The 22,602-nt window shown below is 64.5% G+C and carries 22 protein-coding genes and 1 riboswitch; of the genes, 3 read left to right on the forward strand and 19 right to left on the reverse strand.

Features of this window, described 5'->3' with window-relative positions:
- Positions 1 to 85: 85 nt before the first annotated feature.
- Positions 86 to 757 (forward strand): GAP family protein, encoded by a 672-nt coding sequence (locus JNE37_RS17455; RefSeq protein WP_203064005.1) that lies wholly within the window; start codon positions 86 to 88, stop codon positions 755 to 757.
- On the opposite strand, the gene JNE37_RS17460 is transcribed toward JNE37_RS17455, so the two are convergent.
- From JNE37_RS17460 to JNE37_RS17500, 9 genes are all read right to left on the reverse strand, one after another.
- Complete coding sequence (locus JNE37_RS17460; protein WP_182400086.1) at positions 754 to 1,146, reverse strand: GFA family protein; 393 nt, start codon at positions 1,144 to 1,146, stop codon at positions 754 to 756. The genes JNE37_RS17455 and JNE37_RS17460 overlap by 4 nt on opposite strands.
- A 75-nt stretch (positions 1,147 to 1,221) precedes the next feature.
- Positions 1,222 to 1,530, reverse strand: a complete 309-nt coding sequence (locus tag JNE37_RS17465; RefSeq protein WP_182400087.1) for a TFIIB-type zinc ribbon-containing protein — start codon at positions 1,528 to 1,530, stop codon at positions 1,222 to 1,224.
- A gap of 83 nt (positions 1,531 to 1,613) precedes the next feature.
- Entirely contained in the window at positions 1,614 to 2,039 is a 426-nt protein-coding gene (locus JNE37_RS17470) for an HIT family protein (protein WP_182400088.1), read from the reverse strand.
- Between the two features lie 247 nt (positions 2,040 to 2,286).
- Positions 2,287 to 3,414 (reverse strand): sterol desaturase family protein, encoded by a 1,128-nt coding sequence (locus JNE37_RS17475; protein ID WP_203064007.1) that lies wholly within the window; start codon positions 3,412 to 3,414, stop codon positions 2,287 to 2,289.
- A gap of 174 nt (positions 3,415 to 3,588) precedes the next feature.
- Complete coding sequence (locus JNE37_RS17480; RefSeq protein ID WP_379124801.1) at positions 3,589 to 4,749, reverse strand: GNAT family N-acetyltransferase; 1,161 nt, start codon at positions 4,747 to 4,749, stop codon at positions 3,589 to 3,591.
- On the reverse strand, positions 4,742 to 5,497 hold the full coding sequence (locus JNE37_RS17485; protein WP_203064009.1) for a glycerophosphodiester phosphodiesterase family protein: 756 nt from the start codon (positions 5,495 to 5,497) through the stop codon (positions 4,742 to 4,744). The genes JNE37_RS17480 and JNE37_RS17485 overlap by 8 nt, the downstream gene beginning before the upstream one ends.
- A 2-nt stretch (positions 5,498 to 5,499) precedes the next feature.
- On the reverse strand, positions 5,500 to 5,958 hold the full coding sequence (locus JNE37_RS17490; RefSeq protein WP_035038479.1) for a RidA family protein: 459 nt from the start codon (positions 5,956 to 5,958) through the stop codon (positions 5,500 to 5,502).
- The gene (locus JNE37_RS17495; protein WP_203064010.1) at positions 5,955 to 7,277 is read right to left on the reverse strand and encodes a DNA polymerase IV; all 1,323 of its coding nucleotides are present in this window, start codon (positions 7,275 to 7,277) and stop codon (positions 5,955 to 5,957) included. The genes JNE37_RS17490 and JNE37_RS17495 overlap by 4 nt, the downstream gene beginning before the upstream one ends.
- A gap of 1 nt (position 7,278) precedes the next feature.
- Positions 7,279 to 7,557 carry a DUF3572 family protein gene (locus tag JNE37_RS17500; protein ID WP_160176246.1) on the reverse strand — a complete coding sequence of 93 codons (279 nt, stop codon included), beginning with the start codon at positions 7,555 to 7,557 and terminating at the stop codon, positions 7,279 to 7,281.
- A 101-nt stretch (positions 7,558 to 7,658) separates the two neighbouring features.
- Here JNE37_RS17500 and JNE37_RS17505 point away from each other — a divergent pair, with 101 nt between their 5' ends.
- A complete protein-coding gene (locus tag JNE37_RS17505; protein ID WP_035038484.1) occupies positions 7,659 to 8,033 on the forward strand; it encodes a response regulator in 375 nt (124 codons plus the stop codon).
- A gap of 41 nt (positions 8,034 to 8,074) precedes the next feature.
- Positions 8,075 to 9,445 (forward strand): PleD family two-component system response regulator, encoded by a 1,371-nt coding sequence (locus JNE37_RS17510; protein ID WP_203064011.1) that lies wholly within the window; start codon positions 8,075 to 8,077, stop codon positions 9,443 to 9,445.
- Between the two features lie 638 nt (positions 9,446 to 10,083).
- On the opposite strand, the gene rpmG is transcribed toward JNE37_RS17510, so the two are convergent.
- From rpmG to ruvX, 10 genes are all read right to left on the reverse strand, one after another.
- Entirely contained in the window at positions 10,084 to 10,251 is a 168-nt protein-coding gene (rpmG, locus tag JNE37_RS17515; RefSeq protein WP_035038488.1) for a 50S ribosomal protein L33, read from the reverse strand.
- 115 nt (positions 10,252 to 10,366) lie between these two features.
- Positions 10,367 to 10,777: a DUF983 domain-containing protein gene (locus tag JNE37_RS17520; protein ID WP_035038490.1), complete on the reverse strand. Its 411-nt coding sequence runs from the start codon at positions 10,775 to 10,777 to the stop codon at positions 10,367 to 10,369.
- A gap of 2 nt (positions 10,778 to 10,779) precedes the next feature.
- Positions 10,780 to 13,086, reverse strand: a complete 2,307-nt coding sequence (gene rnr / locus JNE37_RS17525) for a ribonuclease R (protein ID WP_203064013.1) — start codon at positions 13,084 to 13,086, stop codon at positions 10,780 to 10,782.
- Positions 13,086 to 15,698, reverse strand: a complete 2,613-nt coding sequence (gene topA / locus JNE37_RS17530; RefSeq protein ID WP_203064015.1) for a type I DNA topoisomerase — start codon at positions 15,696 to 15,698, stop codon at positions 13,086 to 13,088. Before topA ends, rnr begins: the two co-directional genes overlap by 1 nt.
- A 275-nt stretch (positions 15,699 to 15,973) precedes the next feature.
- Positions 15,974 to 16,651: a DJ-1/PfpI family protein gene (locus tag JNE37_RS17535; protein WP_203064017.1), complete on the reverse strand. Its 678-nt coding sequence runs from the start codon at positions 16,649 to 16,651 to the stop codon at positions 15,974 to 15,976.
- An 18-nt stretch (positions 16,652 to 16,669) separates the two neighbouring features.
- Positions 16,670 to 16,751, reverse strand: a riboswitch (ZMP/ZTP riboswitch).
- Between the two features lie 968 nt (positions 16,752 to 17,719).
- Entirely contained in the window at positions 17,720 to 18,847 is a 1,128-nt protein-coding gene (gene dprA, locus JNE37_RS17540) for a DNA-processing protein DprA (RefSeq protein ID WP_203064020.1), read from the reverse strand.
- A gap of 1 nt (position 18,848) precedes the next feature.
- Entirely contained in the window at positions 18,849 to 19,448 is a 600-nt protein-coding gene (plsY, locus tag JNE37_RS17545) for a glycerol-3-phosphate 1-O-acyltransferase PlsY (protein ID WP_203064021.1), read from the reverse strand.
- A complete protein-coding gene (gene pyrC, locus JNE37_RS17550; protein WP_203064022.1) occupies positions 19,445 to 20,743 on the reverse strand; it encodes a dihydroorotase in 1,299 nt (432 codons plus the stop codon). Before pyrC ends, plsY begins: the two co-directional genes overlap by 4 nt.
- The gene (locus JNE37_RS17555; RefSeq protein ID WP_052015460.1) at positions 20,740 to 21,729 is read right to left on the reverse strand and encodes an aspartate carbamoyltransferase catalytic subunit; all 990 of its coding nucleotides are present in this window, start codon (positions 21,727 to 21,729) and stop codon (positions 20,740 to 20,742) included. Before JNE37_RS17555 ends, pyrC begins: the two co-directional genes overlap by 4 nt.
- 81 nt (positions 21,730 to 21,810) lie before the next feature.
- Positions 21,811 to 22,275 (reverse strand): Holliday junction resolvase RuvX, encoded by a 465-nt coding sequence (ruvX, locus tag JNE37_RS17560; RefSeq protein ID WP_203064023.1) that lies wholly within the window; start codon positions 22,273 to 22,275, stop codon positions 21,811 to 21,813.
- Positions 22,276 to 22,602: the final 327 nt, after the last annotated feature.

The raw sequence follows: 22,602 nt of genomic DNA on the forward strand, positions 1-22,602 counted from the left end.
ACAATGCCAAGGCCGGGGATTTTTCCCCGGCCTTTTCGTTTGCGCCCGAGGCGCTAGGGTGGGGCAGGCCAGCGAGGAGGCGTCTGTGGTTCTCAGTGGGATCGGGCCGGTGCTGCCCTATGCGCTGGCGGTGACGCTCAGCCCGTTTCCGGTGGTGGGTGCGATCCTTGTGGCGCGCTCGCCGCATGGCATGACGGCGCTGGTGGCCAATGTGCTCGGCTGGATGGCGGGCATTGGGGCTGGGGCGGTTGTCATGGCGTTGCTGGTCAATACCGTGGGCGGCGGGGACGACGGGCCGGTGACGCATTGGGCGCAGGTCATCGTCGGGCTGCTGCTGCTCTGGGCGGCGTGGCGCAAGTTTGCGGGGCGGCCGAAGGCAGGTGGGGTGCCGGAGGTGCCCAAATGGCTCGAAGCCTTCGGCAAGGCTTCGCCTGTTCGGGCTTTCGGCTGGGGGCTGGCGCTGGCCGGGCCCAATCCCAAGAACCTTGCGCTGGCCATGGGCGCGATGTCGGCGCTCAAATATGACGAAATCAGCCGCGGGGATGTCGTTGCCGGCATCGTCGCCTTCGTGCTTGTGGGCTCGCTCTCGGTGCTGGTGGTCCTCGGCGCCCGGTTGCTGGGCGGCGCGCGGCTCGACGGCGCGCTGGCTGCGGCCGAGGATTTCATGATCCGCAACAATGCGGTGATCATGATGATGGTGTTCGCGCTCATCGGCATGAATGTGCTCGGAGCAGGGCTGGCGGGCCTTGGTGGCTAGCGTGCCGTAAGGTCGAGCGTCAACCAGGGATGCCTGCTGTCCTCGTAGACGGATTGGCTGGGTGCTGGGAATGCCGGATCGGCAAAGCTGCCCAGGGCGATTGCGATGTGGCTCGGCCGGCGCTCGGGATACCAGAAGACCGTGCTGCCGCAGTTCGGGCAGAAGTGATGGCGAAGCGGCAGTCCGCTATCGCCCACCCGTTCATAGGTTCGCGAGTCGCCAGCGATCTGAACGGCTGTTTTAGGGAAGAACGCGGCCACGCCGAACGCGCTGCCGGTCCGGCGCTGGCATTCGGTGCAGTGGCAGACGGAGACCTTGTCCGGCTCGCCGGAGCATTCCACCTGCAACTGGCCGCAGGAGCATCTGGCTGTGCGTGTTTGCGCGCTCATGCACGAAGCTTGCAGGCGCGCGGGCCGAAATGCAACGCGCAAGAAAAAGGCCGGGTTTCCCCGGCCTTGGCAGCATCAGAAATCGAAGAGATCGTCTAGGAATGAGCCGCGCTTCTTCTTGCGGTATTGGCCATCGCGACCATGGTCGTCGTGGTCCTTGTAACGCGCGTCCGGGCGGTAGTCTTGCCGCGGCGGCTCTGGGCGGAAGTCCTGGCGCGGGGTTTCCGGCTGGCGGGCGGGTGCCTGCTGGCCAGAGGAGCGTTCGATGATCTTGTCCAACTCACCACGGTCGAGCCAGACGCCGCGGCATTGCGGGCAATAGTCGATCTCGATGCCCTCGCGCGAGGTCATGAGGAGGTCGGCATTGTCGATTGGACACTTCATGGGCTGGCCCTGTTCTCCGGCTGATTGCGGTCCTTGGTAGATAGGAACCGCAATCGCGCGATCAAGCAGGGTTCAACCGGTTGTCAGAGCGCGGCGGCGATGGATTTTGCCAATGCGGCCAGGTCGGCATCGTCTGCCTTCTGGCCGGAGGCGTGGCGGCCGAGTTCGGTGCCCTCATAAACCGGCATGATGTGGAAATGCAGGTGGAAGACGGTCTGCCCGGCCGGGGTCTCGTTGAACTGGACGAGCCGGAAGCCATCGGCGCCAGTGGCCTTCATCACGGCCTGCGCGAGCTTCTGGACCTTGGGGATGACGGCGGAGAGCACGGCGGGGTCGGCATCGAGCAGGTTGCGGCTCGGGGCCTTGGGGATGACCAGAACATGGCCGCGCGACTGCGGGAAGACATCCATGATGGCCAGGACATCGGCGTCCTCATAGACCTTGTGGCTCGGGATATCACCGGCGAGGATCTTGGCGAAGATGTTCGAGGGGTCGTAGGCCGGCATCATGGGCTCCTCTGCAAATGCGGTGCGTTGGGCTTACCGCCCTGCTGGCGTTGTCACAAGGGGGCAAGCCCAGCGCACCGAGACCTGCTGGCTGACGTCGCCCCACGGAAATCGCATCCCCACCCCGATCTTCCCCGGGCGAAGAGCCCGGGCCTACGGATGGCGCCACTCGCGTTGGACGGTGCAATAGGCCCCGGCTTTACGGCCGGGGAAGTTCCGTGAGTGAGAGCAAGCTCAGCGCAGGAAGTTCCTACTCTGCTGCCCGCAACTCCCCGCTCTCGGCTTTCTGGATGAAGCGGAACCGAAAGTAATTCCAGCAGGCGAGCGTCGTGAACGTCACCGGCACGTAGGTGAAGCCGCGCTTGATGAAGAAGAGGGTGATGCCCACGGCCGTCTGAGCGCTCATGGCGCCCTTGCCCATGGCCGAGGTGAAGGAGGAGGGGACGATGTGCCGATAGACCAGGGCGTTGGATTTGTAAAAATCCAGTGCCCGCGCCGCGAAGGCGCGTTTGGAGGCGGCGTAGTCCTTGAGTTCTTCCATGCCGAGATCGCCGTGGAGTTCGACTTCCGAGCCGAGGCCCCAGACTTCCGGCGGGGTCAGGCGGTCCTTGCCGATTTCGATGAAGAGTTCGGTGAGGTCGACGGCTGTGCGGTAATTGGCGTTCCAGCAATCGTCGGATTTGGCGCCATGGGCGAGGATCAGGACGTCGGCGCGTTCAAGCTTTTCGCGCATGCGCTCGTAATTGCCGGCGGAGAAATCGACGCCGGACTTGGCGGTTTCGACGGTGGCACCTTCGCGTTCGAGACGTTCCTTCATGGCCGAGCCATAGGCGCCGGAAGCGCCGGTCAGCAGAAAGCGGCGGCCGGCGATCTGGTTGCCGGTGCCGAAAAGCAGGTCGAAGAGGTTGAAGAAAGAGGAGAAGAAGTTGTGCGGATGGACGTGGTGGAGCGCGTGGTAGGAATTGTTGACCCACCAGAGCGGGCGCTGGCCGTCGACACGGTCCATGGCCATGTGATTGAAATCCATGCCTTCCTCCTTGATCGTTCCGACCAGGAGCACGATGCGCAGCACGACGTTAGCAACCACGGCCGGCCAGGGGAAGACGAAGAGGAAAAGCAGGGTGCCGACGAGGCCGGTCACGAATTCGGGGAGGATGTGGAACCAGAAGTTCTGGCGGACATAGCCCGGGTGGATATCGAGCTTCATGTCGAGGAATTTGTGGTGCACCCAATGCCAGGACGAGAACGTGCGCAGCAGCTTGAAGCGCGACTTTTCCCAGCGGTGCAGCAGGTAGTGCAGGATATCGAACAGCAGCGTCGATACGACGAAGATCACCGCCGACTGAACGAGAAAAACGATTATCGCCCAAAGGTCCATGGCGATCTCCTGCAAAACTGATTCACGTTTTCAGCAGGCGCGAACGGAGCACTCGCGCCAGGCCACGGAGCTCTCTCGCGGGCGAGAAAGCGGTGGCGAAAAGGTTCGTGATGGTCACGGATAATTTTGCCCCACTCGGGTAGTGCCACCCAAAGCGGCGCGCGTCAAAAGACTTCACCCCTTTTTGAAGGGTGTAAATCCATCGAGCATGTCCTGGTCGTGCGCGACGGAAGCGCGTTCGTGCTCGAGATAGTCGGCAACGGCGTTGCGCAGGCCCGGATGGCCGATCCAGTGGACGGAGTGGGTGGGCGTCGGCACATAGCCCCGCGCCAGCTTGTGCTCACCCTGCGCGCCGGCCTCGACGGTCCGTAGCTTGTGGGCGATGGCGAAGTCGATGGCCTGGTAATAGCAGAGTTCAAAATGCAGGAACGGCACGTCGCGGACGGCGCCCCAATAGCGGCCGTAGAGCGTATCGTGGCCGAGGAGATTGAGGGTGCCGGCAATCGGCCGGCCACCGTCATAGGCGAACATTAGCACGACTCGATCGGCCATGGCCGCCGAAAGCAACGAGAAGAAGCTGCGGTTGAGATAGGGGCGGCCCCATTTGCGGCTGCCGGTATCCTGGTAGAACGCGAAGAACTCGTCCCAATGGTGCTCCTTGATGTCGGAGCCGGTGATCCACTCGACGCTCAGCCCTTCCTCGCCCAGCGCGTCACGGCGCTCGCGGCGGGTTACCTTGCGGTGGCGGGAGGAGAGGGTGGCGAGGTAGTCCTCGAAGCTGGAGAAATCCTGGTTGTGCCAGTGATATTGCGTATCGACGCGATGCAGCCAGCCGGTTTCCTCGGCGAATTCCGCTTCTTCTTCGGGCACGAAGGTGGCGTGGACGGAGGAGGCGTTGCGCTGCTGGGCCAGGGTTTCGGCGGTAGTGAGGAGGGCGCGGCGCAGGGCCGGGTCGCCCGAGGGCACCCAGAGCTTGGGGGCCGTCACCGGCGTGAAAGGCACCGAGCACTGGAGCTTGGGGTAATACTCGCCGCCGGCGCGCTGATAGGCATCGGCCCAGGCATGATCGAAGACGTATTCGCCCTGCGAGTGCGATTTGAGGAAAAGCGGCATCAAGGCGACTGGGATGCCGTCGCGCTCGAGCAGGAGGTGCTGGGGCTGCCAGCCGGTACGGGCATTGGCGGAGCCGGATTGTTCGAGGGCCAGGAAGAATGCGTGGTCCAGGAACGGGTTATCCGGCTTTCCGGAAGTCGAGGGGACCAGGCCATTCCACGTGGCAGCAGGTATGGAGGCCGTCGAAGGGTGGATGGTCGCGGTCAATTCCGCATCAGACACGGTCGGGGTCGAATCCTTCGAATACGAGCTGGTCGGCGCGTCCGGCGACTTCGCGGGCCTCATTGGCCGAGCGGATGGTCCAGGCCGTCACCGGCACGCCCATGGCGCGGAAGAAGCGCACGGCGGGCAGGTCCAGCGATTTCTGGTAGCACGAGATGAAGTCGAAGCGGGACCAGGGGGCATGGATGAGATGTCGAAGCTGGAAGCGCTGGCTATCGGTAAGGCGCCCGTCCTCGTCGGGGTCGTCGTAGCTGTAGGTGATGATGCCGACCTTGCCGCCAAAGCCGGCGCGGCGCACCGCTGCAATCAGGTGGGGATCGAAGGATTCGAATACAAGCGGGCCCTTGTAGTCCTTGACCGCCTTCGCGGCCGCATCGGCGAGGCGCTGAGTGTTTTCGTGCGTCTGCGTCTTGAGTTCGACCTGGAGCAGCGTGCGGCCGTTCACCTGGGCGAGGAAATCGTCAAAAGTCTGCGGGCAATCGCCGGAGGCGGAGCCGAGCAGGGGCGTCGAGGTCATTTCCGCGGCCGTGGCGTTGCGCACGAAGCCTTCCACGCCCTGCAGGCGAAGGCGGTCGTCGTCGTGAAACACGACCGGCACGCCGTCCGAGGTCAACTGCAGGTCGCATTCGATGGCGAAGCGGCCGGCGATGGCGGCGTCGAAGGCGGAGCGGGAATTCTCGATCACACCGGCCTGGCGGTCATGCAGGCCGCGATGGGCGATGGGACGGTCGAAAACGAGCTTTGACATAACTAGACTTCGATTATCGCTTCAATTTCAACGGCGGCGCCGAGCGGCAGGCCGGCCACGCCATAGGCGGCGCGGGCATGCTTGCCCTTGTCGCCCAATACGCCGACCAGAAGGTTGGAGGCGCCGTTGGCGACGAGGTGGTGCTCGGTGAATTCGGGGGTGGCGGAGACGAGGACCGAGAGCTTGACCACGCGCTTGACGTCATCGAGGTCGACGCCGCCATTATGGACGATCTGGGCGAGGATGTTGACCGCGGCGAGCTCGGCGGCATTGCCACCCTGCACGACGTTCATGGTGTCGCCGAGCCGGCCTTCCACCACGCCGCCTTCGCCCGTCGAAAGCTGGCCGGAAATGTAGAGCAGGTTGCCACTCCGGCACACCGGCAGGTAGCTGGCAACGGGCGGGTTGGCGCTGGGAAGCTCGTAGCCGTATTCACGCAGTTTCTCGATCGCCTTGGTCATTTGTCGTCGGTTCTTTCCGTGTTCTCTGCCGATTTGGGGCGGCCGGACCGCCCGTAGAGTTTGCCGCGCACGACAGCGTCGCTGCCGAAGCGGGAGCGCACCCGGTCCATCGCCCGTTCCGCGGCGGCCTTGCGGGCTACCTTGGGCTCCAGAAGGTCCACCGGGTCTTCGACGCCGGCGGCGGGCTCCAGGCCCGTAACGCCGATGCCGATCAGCCGGAAGGCCGTGCCGTCGATCTCGCGCGCCAGGAGCTGGAGGCCATGTTCGTAAAGGACGTTGGCCAGTTGCGTAGGGATCATCAGGGCGCGCGCGCGGGTTCGCAAGCGAAATCCTGCTGATTTGAGCTTGAGATGGACAGTATCGCCCACCAGCCCCTTGGCCTTGAGGCGCTCGGACAGCCGCTCGGACTGGGCCAGAAGCTCGGTGGAGAGGGCTTCGAAGTCGCTGAGGTCGGTGTTGAACGTGGTTTCGCTCGAAACCGACTTCATCTCGTTGTCGGGCGAGACGGCGCGCGAATCTTCGCCGCGCGATAGTCGCGAGAGGCGGGCGCCGGAATCGCCGTAGCGGCGGATGAGGTCTTCGCGCGGGTGATTCTGGAGCTGGCGGATGGTGGTGAAGCCATCCTTGCGCAGCGTTTCGGAGAATACCTTGCCGACCCCGAAGATGAGGCTGATCGGCTTGGGGGCGAGGAAGTCGATGGTTTCGGCCGCTCCGATCACGGCGAAGCCGCGCGGCTTATCGAGGTCGGAGGCGATCTTGGCCAGGAACTTGTTGTGCGAAAGACCGACTGAAACGGTAATGCCCAACTCAGTCTCCACGCGCTTGGCGAAGCGGGCGAGCACCAATGCGGGCGGTGCCTTGTGCAGCGCCTGCGTGCCCGAGAGATCGAGGAAGGCCTCATCGATCGAGAGCGGCTCGACCAGCGGCGTCAGGTCGTCCATGAGCGCGCGGACCTGCCGGGAGACGCCCACATACTTGGCCATGTTGGGCGGCATCACCACCGCATCGGGACAGAGCTGACGGGCGGTGAACATCGGCATGGCCGAGCGCACCCCGCTCTGGCGGGCGATGTAGCAGCAGGTGGAGACGACGCCTCGCGTGCCGCCGCCGATGATCAGCGGCTTGTCGAGCAGCGAGGGATCGTCGCGCTTTTCGATCGAGGCGTAGAAGGCGTCGCAGTCGATATGGGCGACCGAGAGCGTCGGCAGCTCCGGATGGGCGAAAATTCGCGGCGAACCGCATCGGCGGCAGCGGGCAGGGGCCGTCTCGGCCGCGCCCGTTGCTGAACAGTCCCGGCAAAGGAAGGGGACTGGCGCCATGTCATCCCGCTGGGTTGAGCTTGGCCCAGACGCGCATGAACGAGTCGGGGGAAAGGTTCTGGTTGGCGCAGAGGGCGAGCAGCAGCGGCTCGTTGGAAGCGAAATAGTCGATGAGTCCGCGCCCCAGCGAGTCGGAGCCTACCGCATTGCGCAGCGCGGCCGGGACGTAGCCGGTCACCGCCATGAAATTCCCCAGTTCCTCGGGGTTTTCAGCGAGGAAACCAAGACACATATCTGCCAGAGAATTGGCATCGAGCGGGGGCGGCTTCAGGCGGTCCACGTGGGGTTCCATTTCAGGATTTGTAACGAAGTTGATGTTAGCCGAGAGATGATGGAAAACGAAGTGGCGGCACCACACGAGATGGGGCCAAGCGAGGGCGCATGGCCAAGACAGTGATGATCGTTGAAGACAACGAGCTTAACATGAAGCTCTTCAACGACCTGCTGGAATCGCGCGGCTATTCGGTGATCCAGACCCGCAACGGGATGGAAGCGCTCGACCTTGCGCGCGCGCACCACCCGGACCTGATCCTGATGGATATCCAGTTGCCCGAAGTTTCCGGGCTCGTGGTCACCAAATGGCTCAAGGAGGACGACGACCTCGCCTCCATTCCCGTAATCGCGGTTACGGCCTTTGCCATGAAGGGCGACGAAGAGCGGATTTTGCAAGGCGGCTGCGAGGGTTACATCTCCAAGCCCATCTCCGTGCCTCACTTTTTGGAAACTATTGCTCACTACATTGGACCTGCCGTTTAAGCGGCCTGGGGGCAATTCCATTTAGGTGAGGTGGTCGGCCGGTGACAGCGCGTGTGCTGATCGTTGACGATATTCCCACGAATGTGCGTCTACTTGAGGCGCGACTGACTGCGGAATATTTCGAGGTGCTGACGGCCACGTCCGGCCGCGAGGCGCTGGCGATCTGTGATCGCGCCGATATCGACCTGGTCCTTCTCGACGTGATGATGCCCGAGATGGACGGCTTTGAAGTCTGTCGCCGCCTCAAGGGCAATCTCAAGACCCACCACATTCCCGTCGTCATGGTGACGGCGCTCGACCAGCCGTCCGACCGCGTGCGCGGCCTTGAGGTCGGCGCCGACGATTTCCTCACCAAGCCGGTCGACGACATCCAGCTCATGGCGCGCGTCAAAAGCCTGGTGCGGCTCAAGGCGCTCACCGACGAATTGCGCGCCAGGGCACAGACCGGCCAGCAGATCGCGGTCGAAGACGCGCTGCGCGCCATGGATTCGATCACGACCGACAACGGCCGGATCCTCCTCATCGATACCGATCAGCGCCATGCCGAGCGCGTGGCTGGCTACCTGCGCGACAACAACGAAGTCGAGGTGCTGACCAACCCGTCCGATGCTGTTCTGGCCCTGGCCGGCGGCGATTTCGAGCTGGTGCTGGTGTCGATGGCGCTGAGCGAGTTCGATGCGCTGCGCATCTGTTCGCAGATCCGCACTCTGGAGCAGGGCAGGACCCTGCCGATCATCCTCATCGCCGAAGATGTCGATCGCAACCGCGTCGTGCGCGGGCTCGACCTCGGGGTCAACGACTTCATCATGCGGCCGGTCGAGCGCAACGAGCTCTCGGCACGCGTCCGTACCCAGATTCGCCGACAGCGCTATGCCGTGGAGCTGCGCGAGAGCGTCAACCACACGCTGGCGCTCGCCGTCACCGACGAGCTCACGGGGCTCTATAACCGCCGCTATTTCGAGCGCCATCTGAGCCTCATGCTAGGCAAGGCGCAGGAGCAGAGCCGCGATATGGCGCTGATGCTCATCGACATGGATTTCTTCAAGGCGGTAAACGACACCCATGGCCACGATATCGGCGATGCGGTGCTCAAGGAATTCGCCCTGCGCCTACGCCGCAACATCCGCGGCGTCGATCTCGCCTGCCGCTTCGGCGGCGAGGAGTTCGTGGTGCTGATGCCCGATACGGATTTCCGCCAGGCGCAAAGCGTGGCCGAGCGTGTACGTCAGGCGGTCGCCGAGCGTCCCTTCGAGGCTGGCGCCCAGCGTCCGCTCAACATCACCGTTTCCGTCGGTGTGGCGCTCAACGATGCCGAAGGCGATACGCCCGAGCTGGTGCTCAAGCGCGCCGACATCGCCCTCTATCGAGCCAAGAGGGAAGGGCGCAACCGGGTCATTTTCGACGCCGCGTGAAGGCCGAAGCGGGGCGCGAAACACCGCCTCGGATTCGCTGAAATTGCTCTCGAAAAACCCTCCGAGCGGGCGCCTCGGTGCGAGAGCTAGCTCCCTCGATATAGCCCCGTATGCGTTAGGGTTAACACTTCACTATTAATGCGCAAACCGGCCGTTCGGAGCCGAGAAACGCTTGTGTTTTTGGGGGCGGGGAGTAGGTTCCGTTCATCGGAAACGCTTAAGCGCTTCCCCCGAACTACCCTACGGTCTCTCTCAGGTCCGCCGCAACTCCTGGGTTCCGTAGGGACGGCTGGTCCGAACGGACAGAGTGGCCTCTTCGACATGCCGCTCGGACCAGCCAACTCATTCCACTAGAATGAGAAAAACCCCGCACTCCGCATGCGGGGTTTATTTTTTTTTGCGCGCGGCCGTCCTGCCCCGCGGCTCACCCAACCACAGCTCTTCCCCGGCCGAAGAGCCGGGGCCCAGGGATACCTCCACTCCAGTGGAGCGGTGCAATAGGCCCCGGATCAAGTCCGGGGAAGTACAGTGGTGGGGAGGGCATGGGGGATGGCGTGGAGCGCCAATCGACGACACCCCCAAAAGCAAAACGCCCCACCAGCGGCAGGGCGTTTCAAACATCTTCGGAAAACCCGATCTTACTTGATCTTGGCTTCCTTGAATTCGACGTGCTTGCGCACGACCGGGTCGTACTTCTTCATCGACATCTTTTCGGTCATCGTACGCGAGTTCTTCTTGGTCACGTAGTAGAAGCCGGTGTCGGCGGTCGAGACGAGCTTGATCTTTACGGAGGCGGCTTTTGCCATTTTGGTTGTCCTTGGAAAGGGCGAGCCGCGCGATCAGGCGCGTGGCGCTGGAAATTTGGCGGCAAACTACGGATTTTGCCGCCGCTGTCAAGGGGAGTGCCCGAGCCGCCGGGGCTCAGTAGGCCTCTTCTTCCTCGCGGTTACGCGGATCGAAGCCATGCATGCGGTTGGCCCATTGCAGGCCGACGATGAAGCCCTTGATGGAGGGCAGCATCAGGAGCGGCAGCACGATTCCCAGCGGCACCATCGTATAGAGATAGGTGATGGGCGGAACGCGGTAGACCATCTCCATATGCAGCATGGCGAAGATGATGATGTGCCCCACGATTACGATGGCGATGTAGGGCGGGGCGTCGTCGGCGCGGTGGTGAAAGAGTTCCTCGCCGCAGTTCGGGCAGACGTCGTTCACCTTGAGGTAGGCTCGAAACAGGTTGCCCTTGCCGCACTTGGGGCACTTGCATGCCATGCCGTTACGCAGCGCAGGCCAGACGGCGCGCTTATCAAGAGCCTGTACTTCAACACCCATTTCTACCTCCGACGACCCTTTGGACCGTAGGACCTAGATGGTCGCTTGCCGGATCGCTTGTAAGATGACGGATTGACGCGGGGGCCTTCCGACAGAAGCTCGAACCGCAGTGCGCCGGCCACCGGCGCAGCCTCAAGCAGGCGGACTTCCACCGTGTCGCCCAGGCGGAACATCTCGCCGGTGCGGTCGCCGATCATGGCCTGCTGTTCCTCGACATAGCGGTAATAGTCCTGGCCGATGGTGGAGGCCGGGATGAAGCCATCCGCACCGGTTTCGAGCAGGCGCACGAAGAGGCCGGACTTGGTCACGCCCGAGATTCGGCCCTCGAACTGCGCGCCGATCTTGGTGGCGAGGAAGCCGGCGAGAAGGCGATCCGCCGTCTCGCGCTCGGCTGCCATGGCGCGGCGCTCGGTCGAGGAAATGTGCTGGGCGATTCCCGGCAGCTTGATGGTCTCGTTCTGCGAGAGGCCGTCATTGCCCAGGTTCAGGGCCGTGATCAGCGCGCGATGGACGATGAGGTCCGAATAGCGGCGGATGGGCGAGGTGAAGTGGGCGTAGCGGTCGAGGTTGAGGCCGAAATGGCCGTAATTCTCGGCCGAGTATTCGGCCTGGGCCTGGCTGCGCAACACCATCTCGCTGACCTGCTCGGTCTTGCCGGCCTTGCGGGCGGTGGCGAGCACGCGGTTGAAGTTGGCGGGCTTGACGGCGTCGGTCTTGTCGAACGAGAGCTCGAGCGAGGAGAGGAACTCGCGCAGGGCGGTCAGCTTCTCGCGGCTGGGCGTATCGTGGACGCGGTAGAGCAGAGGCGTCTTGTGCTTCTCGAGCGTCTCGGCGGCCGCGACGTTGGCCGCAATCATCATTTCTTCGATGAGGCGATGAGCTTCGAGACGCTCGGGCACGTAGATGCGATCCACCATGCCTTCGGCATTGAGGATGATCTTGCGCTCGGGCAGGTCGAGGTCGAGGGGGCCGCGCTTGTCGCGGGCCTTGGCCATGGCCGCGTAGGCCTTCCAGAGGGGTTTTAGGACCGGTTCGAGCAGCGGGCCGGTCTGGTCGTCCGGATTGCCGTCAATGGCCGCCTGGGCGCGCTGGTAGCTGAGCTTGGCGGCCGACCGCATGATGACGCGGTGGAAGCTGTGGCTCTTCTTGATGCCGTCCTTCGAATAGACCATGCGCACGGCGAGCGAAGGGCGGTTTTCGCCTTCGCGCAGCGAGCACAGGTCGTTCGATATGCGCTCGGGCAGCATCGGCACGACGCGGTCGGGGAAATAGACGGAGTTGCCGCGCAGGTAAGCCTCGCGGTCCATGGTCTCGCCGGGGCGCACATAGGCGGCGACGTCGGCGATGGCGACATAGATGATGTGGCCGTCGGGGTTGGCCGGATCCTTGTCGGGCTCGGCGTAAACGGCGTCGTCGTGGTCCTTGGCGTCGGGAGGGTCGATGGTGAGGAGCGGGATGTGCCGCCAGTCCTCGCGGCCCTTGAGCGTGGCCTCCTTGACCTCCTCGGCGGCCTTCTCGACCGAAGCCGGGAAGCGGAAGGGGATGTCGAGGTTGTGGATGGCGATGAGGCTCACCGCGCCTTCGGTGGCCGGGTTGCCGATGACTTCCACGACTTTTGCGCGCGGGATCATCATGCGGCCGGAGAATTTCACCGCCACTTCGACGAGATCGCCGTCCTTGGCGTCGCCGAGATCGCCGGCGGGAATGCGCATTTCCTTCTGCTTGCGCTCGACGGGGATGAGGCGGGCTCCGTCCTCGTCCATGCGCACGATGCCGATCTGGCCGCGGCGCGGCTTGTCGAGGATCTTCATGGCGCGCGCAGTGTAGTGCGGCACCAGTTCCTCGCCCGCATCGATGCGGGCCAGGATGCGGTCGCCGGGGGCGGGGACGACACGGGCATTGGGGGGCTGCAGCACGCTCACGCGCGGCGCCTCGCCCTCTTCCTCGTTCCAGGTGGCCGGGAAGGCGTGGAGATCGTCGGGATCGGCGTCGGAGGGGATATCCAGCACGGTCACCGCCGGCAGGGCCGAGGTGATGCGCAGGGTTTTCCGCGTACGGGTCAGGATACCCTCGCCCTCAAGCTCCCTGAGCAGGCGCTTGAAGGGGGTGCGCATGTCGCCGCGCACGCCGAGAATCTTGGCGAGGTCGCGCTTGCCCTTCACATCGGGCTCGGAGGCCATGGCCTCGAGAATCTGTTCGCGACTGGGCAGTTCCGCGATCGCATCGCGGCGGGGGCGCTTCGGGCCGGACCGGCTGGGGCCGGCCTTGCCGGAGCGCTGGGTGGGTTGTTCGGTTGGCTTTTTGGCCATTACTCCGCTTTCGTTGCCGCCTTTTTGGCAGCAGGTTTCTTCGCCGTCGTCGCCTTCTCGGCGGGGGCCTTCTTGGTCGTGGCAGCCTTGGTCGCGGCCTTTTTGGCCGGGGCACGCTTGGTCTTGGTGCCAGTGGCCTCGGCGCGGGCGGCCAGGAGGGCGAGGGCCTGTTCGAGCGTCACGTCCTCAGGCTTGGCGTCCTTGGGGATGGTGGCGTTGATCTTGCCCTGATTCACGTAGGGGCCATAGCGCCCCGAGCGAACCGTGATCGGGCCGCCATCATGCTCGAAAGTCTTGATGGCTGCCGGGGTGGCCCCGCCGCGCTTGAAGCCGCCAGCAGCCTTGGCTGCGAGCAGGTCTACGGCGCGGTTCTGGCCGACGGTGAAAACTTCTTCAAAATCCGGCAGGTTTGCATACTTGCCGTCATGCAGGATGAACGGTCCGTAGCGGCCCAGGCCGGCGGTGATGGGCAGCCCGGTCTCGGGATGCGCGCCAACGAGGCGCGGCAGGGAGAGGAGCTGCAGGGCTCGGTCGAGCGTCATCGAATCCGGCGTCCAGCCCTTGGGAAGTGAGGAGCGCTTGGCTTCCTTCTCGTCCCCGAGCTGCACGTAGGGTCCGAAACGGCCCGACTTGAGATAGACGTTGTCGCCGCTCTCCGGATCAGTGCCGAGAATGCCGTCCGAAGGGGCATTTTCAGAGAGACCGCCGGCGGCGGCGTCCGAGAGTTGCATGGTGTGCTTGCACTCGGGATAGTTCGAGCAGCCGATGAAGGCGCCGTACTTGCCGAGTTTGAGCGAGAGCTGACCGGTGCCGCAGGTTGGGCAGCGGCGCGGGTCGGACCCATCTTCCTTGGCAGGGAAGATGTGGTCGGCAAGCAGCTCATTCAAGGAGTCGAGGACTTCGGAGACGCGCAGATCCTTGATCTCGGTTGTCGCCTTGGAGAATTCCTCCCAGAACTCGCGCAGCACGACCTTGTAGTCGAGCTTGCCGTCCGAAATCTCGTCGAGCTGCTCTTCGAGGCCGGCGGTGAAGCCGTATTCGACGTAGCGGGTAAAGAAGCTCTCGAGGAAGGCCGTGACGATGCGGCCACGGTCCTCGGCAACCAGCGCACGCTTTTCGAGCCGCACATAGTCGCGGTCGATGAGCGTGGAGATGGTCGCCGCATAGGTCGAGGGACGGCCGATGCCGAGCTCTTCCATCTTCTTGATGAGGCTGGCTTCGGTGTAGCGGGCCGGCGGCTGGGTGAAGTGCTGCTCGATATCGCAGGACGAGAGTTTCGGCTTGTCACCGACTTCGAGCGGCGGCAGTTCGCGGCTGTCCTCGTCGTCCTCGTCGCGATCTTCCTTGGCCTCGACGCCGTAAAGCGCCAGGAAACCGGGGAAGGTGACGACCGAGCCGACAGCGCGCAGCGCGATGGCGCGGCCGGTGGTGGCGACGGCGATGTCAGCGGTGGTGCGCTCGATCTCGGCGGGGCGCATCTGGCTGGCCAGCGTGCGGCGCCAGATGAGGCCATAGAGCTTCTGCTGGTCGGCATCACCCTTGAGGCTTTCCGGCTTGCGGAACATGTCGGTCGGGCGGATGGCCTCGTGGGCCTCCTGCGCGTTCTTGGCCTTGGTCTGGTAGATGCGCGGGGTAGCGGGCAGGTAGGCGGTGCCGAATTCCTTCTCGATGGCGCGGCGCGCCTGGTCGATGCCTTCGGGCGCCATCTGCACGGCGTCCGTACGCATATAGGTGATGATGCCTTCCTCGTAGAGCCGCTGGGCGATCTGCATGGTGCGCGACGGCGAGAAGCCAAGGCGCGAGGACGCATCCTGCTGCAGGCTCGAGGTGGTGAAGGGCGCATAGGGATTGCGCTTGGTCGGCTTCTTCTCGACGCTCTCGACCGTGAACTGGCCGGCTTCGATGGCCTTGCGGATGGCTTCAGCCTCGTCGCCCGACTTGATATCGAGCTTGTCGGTCTTCTGGCCATCGACGGAATAGAGACGGGCCTCGAAGGTCTTGCCCTTCTCGATGAGATTGGCGAGGACGGACCAGTATTCCTGCGGCTTGAACTTTTCGATCTCGGCTTCGCGCTCGCAGACGAGGCGGAGTGCCACCGACTGCACGCGGCCGGCCGAGCGAGAGCCCGGGAGCTTGCGCCAGAGGATCGGCGAGAGGGTGAAGCCGACGAGATAGTCGAGGGCGCGGCGGGCGAGGTAGGCATCCACCAGCGGCTCGTCGATATCGCGCGAGTGCTTCATGGCCTCGGTGATGGCCGACTGAGTGATGGAATTGAACACGACGCGGCGGACCGGAAGGTCCTTGCGGATGGCGCGCTTCTGCTTGAGCACGTCCAGGACGTGCCAGGAAATCGCCTCGCCTTCGCGATCCGGGTCGGTCGCGAGGATGAGTTCGTCAGATTCCTTCACCGCACGGGCAATATCGGCGAGGCGCTTGTTGGACTTGGCATCCACTTCCCAGGACATGGCGAAGTCTTCGTCCGGGCGAACGGAACCATCCTTGGCGGGAAGATCGCGGACATGGCCGAAGCTGGCCATGACTTCATAATCCTTGCCAAGGTATTTGTTGATCGTCTTGATCTTGTTCGGACTTTCAACAATGACGACTTTCATTCGCACTCTTTCCGGGGAGGGGCCGCAATGGGCAAAAACAGCCGACGCGGCACCGCATCAAGCGAGGCGCAACATGGTGAAGGAGTCTGGCGGTGTCAACGGGGAGAGGAAGAGCGGGCAGGCCCTCCCCGTAGGGGAGAGAAAATTGGGAGCGAGTTTGTGGCTTCCCCTCGCTAATGCTCCTCACAAGGGACGGTGGGAGTTGCCGCTCGATTCCGCCAAAGACACCAACCCTCCCTTGTGGGGAGGGCTAGGGAGGGGGTGAGCCAAGTGCACTATCCCCGCAACCTCTCCGCCGCCGCCCGAGCCACATCCTCCCGTTGCTCCTGGAACGGCCGCGCTGTTTCCCGCGCCGCCGCCACTATCTCGGCCTCCGCCGATCGCGGCGACCCGCCGACAAAGGGCGGCTGCGGGTCATACTCCATCTGCAACTGCACGCGCTTGGCCCGCTCCTCGCCGAAAAGCCGTGCAGAAAGCGTCAGCGCAAAGTCGATCCCCGAGGTGACACCCGCCCCTGTCACCCGGTTACGATCCTCCACCACGCGTTCCGCTACCGGCTCGGCGCCGAAGAACGCCAACTGGTTGAGCGACAGCCAATGACAGGTCGCCCGATACCCGGTCAGCAACCCCGCCGCTGCCAGCACCAGCGAACCCGTGCAAACGGAGGTGACGTAGGCCGCGCCCTCAGCCTGCTGCCGCAGGAAGCCGAGCGTCTCGGCATCGTCCATCAGCGCCATCTGTCCCGGCCCGCCGGGAACGAAGAGAATGTCCGCCTGCGGCGCATCGGCGAAGGTCGTCGTCGGCAGGAGCCGCAACCCCGAGCCATCGGCAACCGGATCGAGCGTCTTCCACGCCAGATGCGTCTTCAATTCAGGAAAGCGCGAAAACACCTCCAGCGGTCCGGTGAGGTCGAGCTGGGTAAGGCGGGGATAGAGAAGCATGACGATATGCATCGGACACCTGCTTGGTTTGAACGGTGCCCAGGCGAACGGCCATCACAACCCGCGCTCCCCGGTGGTAACCCACCCGACCTCGCCAGTTACGCGGACGAGGGAAGGATGCGGCAAGGGCAGGGTGGTTGGCAAGGGGCTGGTGTGGAAGCGTCAGTCCTCTGATCACGCCAGCAGGTCTCCCTCCCCCTTGCGGGGAGGGGACAGGGGTGGGGGTGAGCAAGAGGCGGAGCTGTCCATCTTACCGCGTGATCGTTCTCGCATCTCCACATTGCGGGGGCGGGGGTTGGACGAGTTCAAACTTCGTGTTCGAGACACCCCCACCCCTATCCCCTCCCCGCAAGGGGGAGGGAGACCTGCTGGCGCAATCACGCAATTCATCTTGCTTCATGACCTTTGCCTGATCGTCGTTCCGCTCTCCCACCTCCCACCTCCCACCTCCCACCTCCCACCTCCTGGCCTCCCACCTCCCACCTCCTGGCCTCCTAGCTTCCCGGCTTCCTCTCCCCACCTTCCCCCTCCCTCACCCCACCACCGCACTTCCCCGGCCGAAGAGCCGGGGCCCACGGATCCCTCCACTCGAGTGGAGCGGTGCAATAGACCCCGGATCAAGTCCGGGGAAGTAAGGTGGTGGGGTGAGAACGAGGGAGGCAGGCAAGCAAAAAGCAGCAGTCCCAAAAAACTTATCCCCACCCCCATCACCTTCCCGCATACTCCTCCCATCCCTCCGCCAATGGCGAGGCACAGTACGCAGTGCCGCGGCGGCTGGCGGCAGGACTGGATGCAGACAAGGTCGACACCTGCATCTCGCCCTGCCGCCAGGTTCTGGGAGTTGGGGGAAGTCCGGGGGCGCCTGGGCTTACGGCCTAAGTGTGACGTGACCGGCCCGGAGTGCGCTCGCGGGCAACTTGCGTGAACGGGCTTGTCGAAACCTCAAACGCTCAAGGGGCGAGGCCATGCCTCGCATATATCGCTAGCAAACATAGACTTGAGGCAAACCTCGCCCCGAGCCGCCAACGAACCACCAGCAAACCCGACCGGAGCAATCCGCGCCGGGCCTTGGCATGCCCGCTAGCCGCGCAGCGCCACCAATTGCCCGCCGCTCCACTCCACCTGTCCGCCCAGATCGAGTTCCAGCAACAGCGTCTGTACCGACGACACCGACAGCCCCGTCTCGACCACCAGCGTATCGACCGCCACCGGCGTCACGCTCAGCGCCTGCAGCAGCCGGCCGCGATCGTCCTCGCTCGGCGGAGCCGCCGCGAGGTCCAGCTCGGGTTCCCATTCGGGCTCGAACGCTCGGCGCCGCGTCGGGATTGCAGTCGCAAGTGCTTCGATGATGTCGGCTGCGCCGGTCACCAGATGCGCACCCTGCTGGATCAGGTGATTGCCGCCTTCGGCACGCGGATCGAGCGGGGAGCCCGGCACGGCGAACACCTCGCGATTCTGCTCCAGCGCCATACGTGCCGTGATCAGCGAGCCGGACCGCTTGGCGGCCTCGACCACCAGCACGCCCAGCGAGAGCCCGGAGACCAGCCGGTTGCGACGCGGGAAGTCGCGGGCGCGCGGTTCCCAGCCCATCGGCATTTCCGTTATGAGCGCGCCGCCATTGGCAACGATAGCCTCGGCCAGCGGAATGTTCTCGCTGGGATAGAGATGGTCGAGCCCGCCCGCCAGCACGGCAACAGTGCCGGTGCGCAGGCTGGCGGCGTGGGCGGCGGTATCGATGCCGCGCGCCAGCCCGGAGACTACGGTATAGCCCTCATCGCCAAGGTCGCGCGCCAGCATGCCGGCCAGCTTGCGACCCGCGGCCGAAGCGTTGCGCGCGCCGACGATGCCGATGGTGAACTTCCACGACAGGTTCTCGCCGCCGGTCATGATCAGCAGGGGCGGGGCATCCGAGATGTGGCGCAGGAGCGGCGGGTAACCGGGTTCGCCCGAGGCGATGAGGCGTGCCCCGCGTTTCTCGATGGCCGCAACTTCGTCCTCCGCCTCGGCGAGCGAGGGGACGCGCGGTGGCGACGCGGTGCCGCTGCGGCGCACGAGGCCATGCAATTGCTCGAGCGCGGTCTCGGCTGAGCCGTAGCGATTGAGGAGCTGGCGGAAGGTATTGGGCCCGACATTGTCGGTGCGGATGAGCCGCAGCCAGGCCAGGCGCTGCGGACGGGTGAGGATCTGGCCTTCCGTCCGCAGGTTCATGCTAGCTGGCCTTCTTCTCGCTGCCGATCTTGGGCTCTGTGCCCCGGATCAGCCGGGAGATATTGGCCGAGTGGCGGAAGAGCAGCACGGCTGCGAGCAGCACCGTCACCACCACGAAGCGCAAGCTGCCGGTGATGACATAGGCGAAGATCGGGCTGGTCGAAGCGGCGGTGATCGCCGCCAGCGAGGAATAGCGCTGGGCGAAGGCGATGACGAGCCAGACCGCGCAGAAGATGAGGCCGACCGGCCACGACAGTGCCAGCAGCACGCCGATGAAAGTCGCCACGCCCTTGCCGCCATTGAAGTTGAGCCAGACCGGGAAGACGTGGCCGAGGAAAGCGGCGACGCCGGCAAGGTTGGCTGCGTCTTCGCCCAGGAAATAGCGGGCGACCAGCACCGGCACTGCGCCCTTGAGCGCATCGAGCACGAGCGTCGCCGCTGCGAGCGGGCGGTTGCCGGTACGCAGCACGTTGGTGGCGCCGATATTGCCCGAGCCGATGGCGCGGATATCGCCGAGGCCGGCAGCGCGGGTGAGCAGCAGCCCGAAGGGGATCGAGCCACAGAGATAGGCCAGGACGGCCGTGACGATATAGGGAATCATGCGGCGGTCCCCTCAAGGTCCGAATGCGTGAAAACCTCGGCTCCGCCGACGAAGGTGCGCATGACGCGGCCCATCAGCCGGGCGCCCTCGAAGGCGGTATTGCGGGAGCGCGAGCGGAGCTTGCGCTCTTCGACCACCCACGGATAATCCAGATCGAGCACGATGAAATCTGCCGGTGCACCGGGGGCCAGGCGGCCGCTCGGGAGACCGAGAATTTCAGCGGGACGTGACGTCATGGCGCGCAGAACCGTCAGCAGGTCGACCTGGCCATTGTGCACGAGGCGCAGGGCGACCGCCAGCAGCGTTTCGAGCCCGATGGCGCCATCCGAGGCTTCCGCGAACGGCTGGCGCTTGACCTCGGTATCCTGCGGATCGTGGTCCGAGTGGATGACGTCGATCGTGCCCTCGGCGAGGCCACGGATCATCGCCTGCCGGTCGTCCTCGGTGCGCAGGGGCGGGGAGAGCTTGTAGAACGTGCGGTAGGAGCCGACATCGTTCTCATTGAGCGCCAGGTTGTTGATCGAGACGCCGCAGGAAACGCGCCGCGACTGCTGTTTGGCTTCGGCAACCAGCGCAATGGAGCGCGCCGCCGAAAGCTGGGCCGCGTGGTAGCGGACCCCGGTCAACAGGGCGAGCTGCAGGTCGCGCGCCAGCGGTATCGTCTCGGCTTCGGCCGGAATGCCCTTGAGGCCAAGGCCACTTGCATAGAGCCCCTCGTTCATCACGCCCTCGCCGGCCAGGGAGCGCTCGGAGAGGTGGTGGACGACAGGCATGTCGTAATTGGCGGCGTAGGTGAAAGCCGCGCGGATGAGCCCGGAATTCTGCATCGAGTTGCGGCCATCGGCGAAGCAGACCGCACCGGCCTCCTTGAGCAGGCCGAATTCGGTGATTTCCTTGCCTTCGAGCCCCTTGGTGATGGCGGCGGCCGGCAGCACGTTGACCTTGGCGGTCGCCTCTGCGCGGCGGACGATGAAGTCCACCAGGGCGCTGTCGTCGATTACCGGCTGCGTATCGGGCATCACCACGAAGCTCGTGACGCCGCCCGCTGCCGCCGCCTCGGAGGCCGAGGCCAGGGTCTCGCGGTATTCGCGACCGGGCTCGCCGGTGAAGACGCGCATATCGATGAGGCCCGGAGCCACGACGAGCCCCCTGGCATCGACGCGGCGTGCGTCGGCGGGCACGCCCTTGGCGGGGTCGGCGAACTTGCCGTTGACGACGAGGAGCGAGCCGCGTTCATCGCGGCCGGAGGCCGGGTCGACGATGCGGGCGTTTTCGATCAGCACAGCCTTGCTCATTTGGCGCCTCCCGCGGGCAGAAGGGCATCGAGCACGGCCATGCGGACCGCCACGCCCATCTCGACCTGGTCGGTGATCACCGAGCGCGGGCCGTCCGCGATCGAGGGATCGATCTCGACCCCGCGGTTCATCGGTCCGGGATGCATGACGATGGCGTCGGGCTGGGCGACCGAGAGCTTCTCTGCGTCGAGGCCGTAGAAGTGGTAATATTCGCGCACCGAGGGGATCATGCGGCCGGCGAAGCGCTCGTGCTGGAGGCGCAGCATCATGACGACATCCGCGTCCTTGAGGCCCTGGCGCATGTCGGTGAAGACTTCGGCCGCCATGTCGTCGATGCCTTTGGGCAGCAGCGTTCGCGGGGCGATGACGCGGGTGCGTACGTTGAGCGCGTTGAGCAGCAGCAGGTTCGAGCGGGCGACACGGGAATTGGCGATGTCGCCGCAGATGGCGACCGTGAGCCCCGAAATGCGGCCCTTGTGGCGGCGGATGGTCAGCGCGTCGAGCAGGGCCTGCGTCGGGTGCTCGTGAGCGCCGTCGCCGGCGTTGATCACCGAGCAGCCGACCTTCTGGCTGAGCAGTTCCACCGCGCCGGCTGCCGAATGGCGAACCACGAGCACGTCCGGCTGCATGGCGTTGAGCGTGGTCGCTGTGTCGATCAGGGTCTCGCCCTTCGTCACCGAGGAGGTGCGCACCGACATGTTGACGACCAGCGCGCCCAGCCGCTTGCCGGCGATCTCGAACGACCCCTGCGTGCGGGTCGATGGCTCGAAGAAGAGGTTGATCTGGGTCTTGCCGGAAAGCGTCGGCAGCGTCTTCCGCTCCTGGCGGGAGACCGGGATCATGCGCTCGGCACGATCCAGCAGGTCGACGATTTCGTATTGATTGAGGTCGGCAATGCCGAGGAGATGACGTTTTGAAAAAACGGGCGAGCCGCCGGATTGTCCGGGTTGCTGTTCCGAGGTTTCAGGTGGCGATTTATGCGCCATTCGGCTCCGTCCCGTAGCTGTTCGGGGCGGTCTAACCTAGGCGGATATGAGGGGCAAGGTCTGCTGGGATTTTTTCCAATATCAGCCGTGCCTGAGGCGATCGAGCGCACCCTGGAGGATGTAGGAGGCGGCCAGCTTGTCCACGACCTCCGCCCGCTTGTCGCGGCGGGTATCGGCCTCGATCAGCATGCGAGTGACGGCGCTGGTCGAAAGCCGCTCGTCCCAGAAGGCGATGGGGATGGAAATGCGCGCGGAAAGATTGCGCGCAAACGCCCGCGTCGACTGCACCCGCGGCCCTTCCGAGCCATCCATGTTGAGCGGCAGCCCCAGCACGATGCCCACCGCGCTGTTCTGCGCAATAAGCTCATCCAGCCGCTCCGCATCGAGCGTGAATTTCTGCCGCCTGATCGTCTCGACCGGCGTCGCCGAATACCGCATCGCATCGGACACCGCGACACCGATTGTCTTGGTGCCGAGGTCGAGCCCAAGGAGCTTGCCCGATGGGGGGAGGGCGGCGAGCGGGTTGTCGGGGAGGTCGGATCTCATTGAACTGGAATAAATGACAATAGGCTTGGACCACAACGAATAATAACGTCTGGACGAGTAGTTCTACAGATCGGCCCATAAACCCACCATGTAGGTTGATCTTAGTACCCTGATGACACGGCGGAGTGATCTGGTGCTCACGTGAGCTAGCTGTGCCTAGATAAGGGGGAACTACGAATGGCGAAACGCGCCACCAAGCGATCCTGTGGAACGACCGGTAGCACTACTCAGCAGTCTGCAAGGGAGGCCACGTATACGCTCATGGTAAAGACGCCTGACGTTGAATTGCGGCTTACGAGACGAACAGACCCACCTCGTAGGAGATGT

The sequence above is a fragment of the Paradevosia shaoguanensis genome (genome assembly GCF_016801025.1).
GTDB classification, from domain to species: Bacteria; Pseudomonadota; Alphaproteobacteria; order Rhizobiales; family Devosiaceae; genus Paradevosia; species Paradevosia shaoguanensis.